This window comes from Anabaena sp. UHCC 0187, assembly GCF_009712035.1.
Classification (GTDB): Bacteria; Cyanobacteriota; Cyanobacteriia; order Cyanobacteriales; family Nostocaceae; genus Dolichospermum.
In genome coordinates, this window is record NZ_VILB01000001.1 from 249,913 (window position 1) to 259,867 (window position 9,955).

General features: G+C 36.1%; 10 protein-coding genes. 7 read left to right on the plus strand and 3 right to left on the minus strand.

The window, feature by feature from the left end:
* The first annotated feature begins 66 nt into the window (after positions 1 to 66).
* The 3 genes from FJR11_RS01210 (at position 67) to FJR11_RS01220 (ending at position 4,003) form a co-directional block, all read left to right on the plus strand.
* A complete protein-coding gene (locus tag FJR11_RS01210; protein WP_168501900.1) occupies positions 67 to 2,376 on the plus strand; it encodes an ATP-binding protein in 2,310 nt (769 codons plus the stop codon).
* A complete protein-coding gene (locus FJR11_RS01215; RefSeq protein ID WP_168501901.1) occupies positions 2,321 to 2,767 on the plus strand; it encodes a response regulator in 447 nt (148 codons plus the stop codon). Before FJR11_RS01210 ends, FJR11_RS01215 begins: the two co-directional genes overlap by 56 nt.
* 72 nt (positions 2,768 to 2,839) lie before the next feature.
* A complete protein-coding gene (locus FJR11_RS01220; protein WP_168501902.1) occupies positions 2,840 to 4,003 on the plus strand; it encodes a hybrid sensor histidine kinase/response regulator in 1,164 nt (387 codons plus the stop codon).
* Between the two features lie 93 nt (positions 4,004 to 4,096).
* Here FJR11_RS01220 and FJR11_RS01225 read toward each other — a convergent pair whose 3' ends face one another.
* Entirely contained in the window at positions 4,097 to 5,692 is a 1,596-nt protein-coding gene (locus FJR11_RS01225; RefSeq protein WP_168501903.1) for a B12-binding domain-containing radical SAM protein, read from the minus strand.
* Positions 5,693 to 5,816: 124 nt separating this feature from the next.
* Between FJR11_RS01225 and FJR11_RS01230 the strand changes: the two genes are divergently transcribed.
* The 4 genes from FJR11_RS01230 to FJR11_RS01245 all read left to right on the plus strand — a co-directional run bounded on the left by FJR11_RS01230 (position 5,817) and on the right by FJR11_RS01245 (position 8,114).
* Positions 5,817 to 6,242, plus strand: coding sequence for a hypothetical protein (locus FJR11_RS01230; RefSeq protein ID WP_254444644.1), 426 nt, complete (start codon positions 5,817 to 5,819; stop codon positions 6,240 to 6,242).
* Positions 6,243 to 6,247: 5 nt separating this feature from the next.
* The gene (locus FJR11_RS01235) at positions 6,248 to 6,565 is read left to right on the plus strand and encodes an RNA-binding protein (protein WP_168501904.1); all 318 of its coding nucleotides are present in this window, start codon (positions 6,248 to 6,250) and stop codon (positions 6,563 to 6,565) included.
* Positions 6,566 to 6,778: 213 nt separating this feature from the next.
* Positions 6,779 to 7,738, plus strand: a complete 960-nt coding sequence (locus FJR11_RS01240) for an SMEK domain-containing protein (RefSeq protein ID WP_168501905.1) — start codon at positions 6,779 to 6,781, stop codon at positions 7,736 to 7,738.
* Between the two features lie 175 nt (positions 7,739 to 7,913).
* Positions 7,914 to 8,114: a hypothetical protein gene (locus tag FJR11_RS01245; protein ID WP_168501906.1), complete on the plus strand. Its 201-nt coding sequence runs from the start codon at positions 7,914 to 7,916 to the stop codon at positions 8,112 to 8,114.
* 229 nt (positions 8,115 to 8,343) lie between these two features.
* On the opposite strand, the gene FJR11_RS01250 is transcribed toward FJR11_RS01245, so the two are convergent.
* Both FJR11_RS01250 and FJR11_RS01255 read right to left on the minus strand, forming a co-directional pair.
* Positions 8,344 to 8,616, minus strand: coding sequence for a DUF2281 domain-containing protein (locus FJR11_RS01250; RefSeq protein WP_168501907.1), 273 nt, complete (start codon positions 8,614 to 8,616; stop codon positions 8,344 to 8,346).
* A gap of 137 nt (positions 8,617 to 8,753) precedes the next feature.
* On the minus strand, positions 8,754 to 9,710 hold the full coding sequence (locus tag FJR11_RS01255) for an NAD(P)-dependent oxidoreductase (protein WP_168501908.1): 957 nt from the start codon (positions 9,708 to 9,710) through the stop codon (positions 8,754 to 8,756).
* Positions 9,711 to 9,955: the final 245 nt, after the last annotated feature.

The window sequence follows — 9,955 nt, forward strand, 5'->3', positions numbered from 1 at the left end:
AGAGGTGTGAGGAATTTAGATTAAATCCACATATTTTATGCTCCAACATTATGGAGGAAAGGCTTTATGGATATCAATGTCAAGCAGCAAAATATTAATATCACTAGCTTAAAAGAAGCACCAATACATCTGGTTAGTGAAATTCAACCTCATGGGATTTTATTAGTCTTACAAGAGCCAGATTTACAAATATTACAAGTTAGTGAAAATACTTTCAGCACTTTTGGCATATATCCAGAAGATGTGGTACAACAGGAATTAGAAGATTTATTAGATCCTTACCAAATTCAGAAAATTAAATTTTGGTTATCAGAAGAAAATCTAGATTTTATTAACCCTACAAAAATCTGGATTAAGAAACAAGGGGATGAATATACAGTATTTGATGCCACTTTTTACCGTAATTTAGAAGGATTTTTAATCTTAGAGTTAGAACCTACAGACTCTCAAGAAAATATTCCCTTTTTAAGTTTTTATCATTTAGCTCAAGCCTCAGTTAATCGTTTAGAAAAAACTAAAAGCCTCCGCGAATTTAGTCAAATCATTGTCCAGGAAATCCGCAAAATGACAGGATTTGACAGGGTAATGTTATATAAATTTTGTGATGATGACCACGGTTATGTCATTGCTGAAGAAAAAATAGATACTTTAGAACCCTATTTAGGTTTACATTATCCAGAATCAGATATTCCTCGGCCAGCACGAAAATTATTTCTAGAAAACTCTATTAGAGTTATTCCCGATACAAAAATTCAATCATCAGCCGAACTGTTTCCCAAAATTAACCCAGTCAGCGGAAAACCGATTGATTTAACTAATTCCATTCTCAGAAGTGCTGCACCTTGTCATCTAGAATATTTACATAATATGGGTGTAGGTGCATCTTTGACGATTTCTTTAATTAAGGATAACAAACTTTGGGGTTTAGTTGCTTGTCATCATCAATCACCCAAATATGTTTCCTATGAATTACGGAAAGCTTGTGAATTTTTAGGAAGAATCATATTTTCAGAAATTTCTGGCAAAGAAGAAATAGAAGACTACGACTATCAAATAAGTTTAAAAAAAGTTCAATCACAATTGGTTGAATATATGTCTGAATCAGAAAACTTTATTGATGGTTTAGTCAGAAATCAACCAAATCTGCTCAATTTAACTAATGCTGAAGGTGCAGCAATCTATTTTGGTGGTAAGTATACCTTGATTGGAAATACTCCTCAAGAAGAAGAATTGAATTTTTTAGGAGAATGGCTGAAAAATAATGTAAAAGATGAGGTATTTTTTACAGATTCTTTACCGCAAATTTATCCAGACGCGATTGGCTTTAAAAATGTTGCTAGTGGGTTATTAGCTATCCCCATTTCTCAGAAAAATTATGTATTATGGTTTCGACCAGAAATGATTCAAACTGTAAATTGGGGTGGAAATCCCAATCAGGCTTTTTCAGTTGATCAATCAGCAGGAAATGTCCGTTTATCTCCACGCAAATCATTTGATTTATGGAAAGAAATAGTTAAATTAACATCTTTACCTTGGCAAAATGTAGAAATTCAAGCTGCATTAGAATTGCGAAAATCAATCATTAATATTGTCCTCCGTCAAGCTGATGAATTAGCCCAATTAGCTGAAGATTTACAACGTTCTAATGCAGAATTGAAAAAATTTGCCTATGTCGCTTCCCATGATTTGCAAGAACCACTCAATCAAGTAGCCAATTATGTCCAACTTTTGGAAATGCGCTACGAAACAGAACTAGACACAGATGCAAAAGAATTTATTGGTTATGTCGTCGAAGGTGTAAGTTTAATGCAGACGTTGATTGATGATGTACTTGCATACTCCAACGTAGATACATTAGGAATTGCTTTTCAAGTCACTGAAGTAGAAGCAGCTTTAAATCGAACTTTGAAGAATTTACGTCAACGCATTGCGGAAACCGACGCAATTATTACCCATGATCCTTTACCCACAGTTATGGCTGATGAAACACAATTAATTCAGCTATTTTTAAACCTCATTGGTAACGCTATCAAATTCCGCAGTAGTCAACCACCAAAGATTCATATTAGTGCGAGAAGATTAGAAGATGAATGGTTATTTTCAATTCAAGATAACGGTATTGGTTTAGATCCACAATTTAGCGATCGCATTTTTATTATCTTTCAACGTTTACACACTAGAGATGAATATCCAGGTACAGGAATGGGTTTGGCTATTTGTAAGAAAATTATCGAATGTCATCGTGGACGAATCTGGGTAGAGTCACAAATTGGACAAGGTGCAACTTTCTACTTTACGATTCCCATTAAAGGATTTGATCATGAGCGTCAAAATGGCAGAAACACAGAAAACAATCTTTTTAGTGGAGGACAATAAAGCTGATGTTCGTCTCATTCAAGAAGCATTAAAAACCATTTCCTTACCCCATCAAGTAGTTACAGTTACAGATGGTATAGAAGCTATAGCTTACCTCCGTCAAGAAGGTAAATATGCTAACGCAGCACGTCCTGACTTAATCTTATTAGATTTGAATTTACCTCAAAAAAATGGACTAGAGGTATTAGCCGAAATTAAATCTGATCCTCGACTAAAACGCATTCCTGTCATAGTGTTAACCACTTCTAAAAATAAAGATGACATTTATCGTTGTTACAACTTACACGCCAACTGTTACATTGCCAAACCTCGTAACCTCAATCAGCTATTCCAAATCATCAAGAGTATAGAGGAATTTTGGTTTTCTACCGCAACATTACCATTAGAATAACCTGGTAAATCATTAAATCATTTAGAAAAAAAGTCTCCGGTACTCAAAACTGACAAGAGGTAAAACCAGAAAATGATCACAGCAACTTCCACATTGAAGATCCTATTAATCGAAGATAACTTAGCAGAAGCCAGGTTATTAAAAGAGTTTATTAAACTGACAAAATCTCAAAATTTTAGTTTAGTCCATGTCCAAAGACTCCAAGACGGAATCAACCAATTAAACAGCGAAAAATACGATGTAATTTTGTTAGATTTAACCCTTCCTGACAGTCAAGGATTAGTTTCTATCCCGCAGTTACTCCAGCAAAATCCTAGCAACCCCATCATAGTTCTGACTAACACAAATGATGAAGAATTAGCCATTGAAGCCGTCAGACAGGGAGCGCAAGATTATCTAGTCAAAAGACACATAAATCCAGATACATTGGTGCGTTCTGTGCGATATGCTATAGAACGCAAACAATTTTTAGAACAATTACATCAAGTTAATCAAACATTAGCAACTAAAGTCGAAGGAAAAACTACGGAACTCTTAAAATCCCAAGAAATTAATCAGCTTAAATCTGAATTTGTTTCTATGCTTTCCCATGATATTCGTAATCCTTTAAATACTATTCTCCTAGCAGCAGGATTACTACAAAAGCATAATGAAGGATTAACAAATGATCCAGACATTAATTATTTACAACTCATTCGTTCCGCTATCAAAAATGTATCAAATTTATTAGATGAGGCATCATTAATTGGTAAATCTGATTCAGGTAAATTATTCTACGAATCACAAACACTCAATTTAGAAAAATTATGCTATGAATTAGTAGAACAATCTCAATTAGCTGCCCAAGAAAAACAATTGTGTTTAATATTTACCAGTTCTGAACACTGTTTTGAATTTGTGGGAGATGAAATTCTATTAACGCATATTATCGCTAATTTACTCAATAATGCCATTAAATATGCAATTCCCGGTGGTACAGTCTTATTTGAATTAATCAAACAAGAAAAAACCGTAATTTTAAAATTTCAAGATCAGGGCATTGGCATTACAGAAGCAGACCAAAAACAACTATTTCAACCATTTCATCGAGGACAAAACGTGGGGATAATTCCTGGTAGTGGTTTAGGGTTAACCATCGTCAAACAATGCGTTATAGCCCACGGAGGGGAAATTACAGTTGATAGTCAAGTGGGAGTAGGTTCAACATTTACAGTGACTTTGCCGATTAATATCTAGCTAAAAAATCCATGTCAAACCTAAATACGATGAATGATGACGCAAAGTATCCAGATTATTCTTAATGCCTTTGCGTCTAATTTTGCGATATCCCTAAACTACCGCTTCTGCTTTTTCTTCGACTTTTTCCTTCACAGGTACGTAAGGTGTTTCTGCACCTTGGGCTAAATACGCGGCTAATTGACTTTCGATTTCATCGCGGACAATTTGCCGATATTCCATGAAATGCTCAATGTGAGCGCAGGTAGAAACGTATTGTTCGATTACCTTGGGATTATGCTTGAGAATACTAAAGAAGTGATGCCAGAATTTCCAACGAGTTTCCCGTTTAAATCCTTGTCGCCAAATGACAATTAATAAGGCTCTAACAACTACCCATTCTGGTGTTTTTGCTGGTGGTGTCCATTTGGGAGAACCTAACATCATAAAACAGCGATAGGTGCGATCCAAGTAGGCAACAGGGTCATATAAAGCACAGAAAGCTTCCACATATTCCCTCGCCAATTCTTCTAGAGGACGGGTAGGAATGAAATTCATCAATGTAGTTTGATTGATGTTTCCATCTTGGTTTTCCCGCAATCTGCCTTCTTTGGTCAGCCGATGCCATAAAGCGGTATTAGGTAACGCTTGCAACATGGCAAAGGTAGTAGAAGGAATAGCTGCTAACTCTGCAAAACGGACAATGCGATCGCCTGCACCCGCTTTTTCACCATCAAAACCAATAATAAACCCAGCCATTGGCCGCAGTCCAGTTCTGATAATGGTTTCTACCGACTCAGTTAAGGAACTGCGAGTATTTTGGAATTTCTTCGTTAGTTGTAAACTATCTTCATCTGGGGTTTCAATCCCCAAAAATACCGCTTTAAATCCACAATCAACCATCAACTCCATCATTTCTTGGTCTTGCGCCAAATCAATGGAAGCTTCTGTGTCAAAATTGAAGGGATATTGATGATCTTCCATCCAAACTTTCAACTCTTTCAGCAACAATTTCACATTCCGCTTGTTGCCAATAAAGTTATCATCCACCATAAACACACCCCGCCGCCAACCCAAATCATAGAGATAATCTAACTCGGCTAAAAGTTGTGCAGGAGTTTTAGTTCTCGGTTTGCGTCCATATAAAACAATGATGTCGCAAAATTCGCATTGGAAGGGACAACCCCGCGAAAACTGCACAGACATCATATCATAGGCATTAAACTCTAATAAATCAAAGCGGGGAATGGGTGTACTGGTAACATCAGGTTTTTCAGCAGCCCGGAAAACTCCCGATTTTTCCCCCCGTTTGACTGCTTCCACAAACATGGGTAAAGTCAGTTCCCCTTCATCCAGAATCAGGTAATCTGCCCCTGCGGCTTCGACTTCATGGGGTGTGGAGGTAGGATAAGGACCACCCAAAGCCACCAGCTTACCCCGTCGTTTCGCTTCCCGAATTTGCTCAAGTAAGTCTTGTTTTTGGACAATCATGGCCGAGAAAATCACCATATCTGCCCATGCCCACTCTTCTTCTGTGGCAGGGCGAATGTTACGATCTACAAGCTTAAATTCCCATTCTTGGGGCAAAATAGCGGCTACCGTCACCAAACCCAAAGGTGGTAACAAAACCTTTCTGTCAACTAGCGCCAGAATTTTCTCATAAGACCAAAAGGTGCTTGGAAATATTGGATAAACTAGCAAAACACGCATAGTATCACCCCTCACGATTTATTTGTGATCTAACTGTAACCAAAATTAAGACTATTTGACTTTTTTCTCAATTTGGCTGTTGTATGGGAGGATGTCAGAATCAGGATGACCAGGATTTAAGGATTTGCAGGATGAAAACTGGGAACAATTAAAAAATACAAATAGTTTTGAGCTTATTCTACTCATGCAGTCTGGTCAATTAGCATCTACTCTAAGCGTTACAATTTACAAAGCACCACAAAAAGGTAAAGGTCAAAAATTATTACAGGAAGGCTTTCAAGTCGCTGATTTTCCCTATAATCCCCCCTACCTTGATGGAAGTTGCTACTTTGCAGGATCAAATGACAGAAGCATTGCTGCGGAGTTCAACGAGAGCTATCAAGAGGGGATTCTTGAGGTATATATTGATCAGGCAAGCTACGAGCAGTATTTCAAATCTCTTGAGTGTCGTTATGATGAAAAAGATGGTTGTGAGCGAATTGAGGTGGTTGTTCCTCAAAGTTTGTTTCCCATCCTTAACCAATTTCCACGCGTCCTTAAATCACGGTGAATATTATGGATAGTACAAGTTGGGAAAATATTAAATCTACGTACAAACTAGGTCAGTTTGTTCTGGGAAAAGTTGAGTTTCAAACACCTTTTGGCGTTTTTGTCAATATTGATGATTCTTTAGTTAAGGGGTTGATCAAAATCCCAGATTTTTTAGATGAAGGGGGGATGAGTCCAGAAATGTATCCAGAAATTGGTACAAATATAGGCGCGGTTGTGGTTGGATATAACGAGAGTAATTGCCGTGAGGTATATTTAAGTGCAAAACCTAGTGTACTGCATAAAGCTCTTGTGCCTTTGAAAATTCCTGCTTTAGCTGGTTAGGACTGATTGAATTTGCACCTCAGTTTACAAGGGATATGTTGCATGGAAGCAAGAATCCGTAGTAATATAAGTTGTTAGTTAGGGAATTTGTCTGAATCAGGATGTCCAGGATTTAAGGATTTACAGGATGAAGATAGAATTTTATCACTAACTACGTATCATTATGTGTACAAGTCTTGAATTAATAATTAGCAACTTGGGTTAGTATCAACTATGCTGAAAAGGGAAACTTTTCTAAAAAATATTACGCGTGGACTTGGTCTATTAAAATATACAACAGAATATAACGCAGAGTTAGACCTCTACGATCAGAATATTATTGCTGAATATTTTGTTGTCAAGCTACTAAATATAATATATGGTTATAACTTAATTAATTTAAATTCTAAGGATAAATCATGCGCTGCAATTGATTTGGGTGATTACGAGAGAAAACTTTGTTTTCAAGTTACATCTACTTCTCTTAAAAACCATCGAACCAAAATACAAGAAACAATAAATTTATTTATTGGAAAGAAAAAATACCAACATTTCGATCATCTGAAATTTTTATTTTTGGGAGACAAGCAAAAAACATATCAAAAGGGATTTGATACCCAAAATTTATTTACATTTGATCCAAAGAAGGATGTTATAAATTTAAAGGATTTAATACGTGAATCAAAATCCCTTTCAGATGAAAAACTAGAAAAATTGAATCATTTAATTGAAAGTGAAATATTTTATGACAATTTATCACTAGAAATGCAGATCCTACAACAAAGAGATATTGAAGCATTAAAAATATATAGAGACGCATTTGATAGACCAGCACTCCAAGATTCATTTCACACAGAATCAAGCTATCAGGACTTTGAGGCTGCTTTAACAGATTTGATATCTCTCTTGAAAACAGGACTTATAAACGGAAAATTGCTGGCAAAACCCATTCCTAAATTTGATGACAAAAATTTAGAACACGATCTTAACAATCTTTATAAGAAAGTAAGAATATTAAGAGAATCATACAACAAGTATAAAACAATGGGTGAAATTATTCCAGATCAAAACATTACTAGATTTAAATTACCAAATACTCCTGTCCTTTTCAATACGTTTAAGCAAGACGTAATTGATACTATAAATTCAATCTTAGAACAACATAATATCCGCCCCATAGATGGGGTTTCCTGAGTGCGATAAACCCCATTGTAGAGTTTTATTTTATTAGTGCAGTTATCTTGTTTGCGTGGGAGCGATAGCCGTATTTATAAAGAACAGCGATCGCATGAAATAAACTGGAGGAATGCGATCGCGTAAGCGCTGACTTGTCAGTTCGCCATTGATTATGCTTTAGAGGTTTAAATATATGACAAACCGTGAACAATTAATCCAAGAAATCGAAGAAACTCCTGATGATATTGTACAACTTTTACTAGATTATTTACATCGTGTGAAAGCTACAGGCAAAGATCATCCCCTAGCTAAATTTGCAGGGATTTTAAGCGACGCAGAAGCAGCAGAGATAAAAAAGTCAATTGCAGAATCTCGGCAGGTAGATACAAATTAGTGGTAAAATTAGTTTCTGTACTTTCCTATTTCATATATTCATACAATTAATAATTATGGATGGGCAATCTCGAATTACCATAGACCCAAATATCTTAGTCTCTGAAAAAATCTACGCTATTCCGTCATTGGAAAAAATAGCATAAATTAGTCCCTATTTTCATCCTGTTAATCCTTTAATCCTGGACATCCTGATTCAGACAATTATTAATTAGTATCTAGCAAATAAATCATGCAGCTTCTTCTCTTTGGGCAAAATTATCCTCATCATCAATAATAATAGGATCATCTTGACAACTACCATAAGTTTGTTCAAAAAAACCAGGAGGCCAGCCTAATTCCTCTGGTGATTTTTGCTGAGATTTACCTTTTGTATCTATATCCTGCTTTTGTGACTTGAACTGTAAAAACTCAATAAAATTTAAAACCTCCTCCTGTTGTTGAGGCGTTAGATTTTGGACTATTTCTAAAATAGATTTTTGCCTTTCTACTGCTTGAGTCATAATTAAAAATCCTCCTCTTCTAAATTTACAACTATTGTAGGTTAGGTAGATGCAAGGAAACTCCACACTATGATTTATTTTATCTAATATGTTCGGTTGTGGTGGGATATAACGAGAGGGCTAATGCCTGAAATAGCTTAAGTCTTGCCTTTCACACCACTAATTTTCAAAACATCACTCATCGTTGCACAGTAATTAGGTAAATTGAAACTACTAGGATTAATGGCGTTAGCATAGCTAAAATGACGATAATTCATACAGAATCTATCCCAAGCTGCCATTTGAATACGGAAAACAGCAATAATCACATTAGCTAAACCTAAAGATAGAGGAATGCGGAAATAAATCTTTTTACTTAAATAAGCACAAACTTCTTCAATGGCTTGATTAGCAGTTAACGCCGATTGTCCTAACACAAATCGGCGGGGATCTCCCTGTTGGGGGGGATAATCAATTAAATATTGGATAACTGTAGCAATATCTCGCCCATGAATGAAGTGAAAACTGCCATCTGCTTGCAAAAAACGAATGATATTAATATAGTTAGTAACTTCAGGAATACCAGATGTGAGATGAGAATAGGGTTTTTTGTCATCACCACCTAAAACTAAGGTCGGAAAAACCGTGGTAATTTTGGGAAAAATCGCTAACTTTTCGATTTGATGTAAACAATCATATTTAGAACGGATATAATCTGTGCCAATTTCTCCCGCTTCCTTGAGTGGTTTGTTTTCGTTATTTAAAACACTCGCAGTGGAAAAATAAATTACCTGCTCACACTTTTCAGGATTTAGCAGGTTCATTAACTCTAGAGTTTTAAAGACATTAATATCAAAAATGCCCTCACCACCCCAAGAAGTGGCTGTTAATACGGCAACATCAATAGTTTTGAGTAAATTAGAGAATTTACCAATTTCCTGCATATCACCCTGAAGAATGGTGATACCGGGACGGACTGTAGTATCAACTTGGAGTTTATTGGGGTTTCTAACCAGTAGATACAATTCGTGATTGGTGTTTTCAATTAAGGCTTCACTGATATAGTGACCGACACAGCCACTTGCACCTGTAACTAAAATGCGTTTTTTAGACATAAATTGGGAAATTTTGATTAATAATGTGATATCTAGCCAAGTTCTAAACTTGTTACCCCAAAGATGCAGTTCATGGGTAAATCTGGAGTTTCTTTAGTGTACATCCGAGCGGTTTCAAATCCTGGCTACATTTTGTGACGTTGCACTCAGGCGAGGAAACCGAAGTGCTGGTTGTAAGCAACAGCCGAAATACACCCAATTGGTTCACCGTTTAACTCACCTAAAAAAAGCCCTGGGGGTCAGTC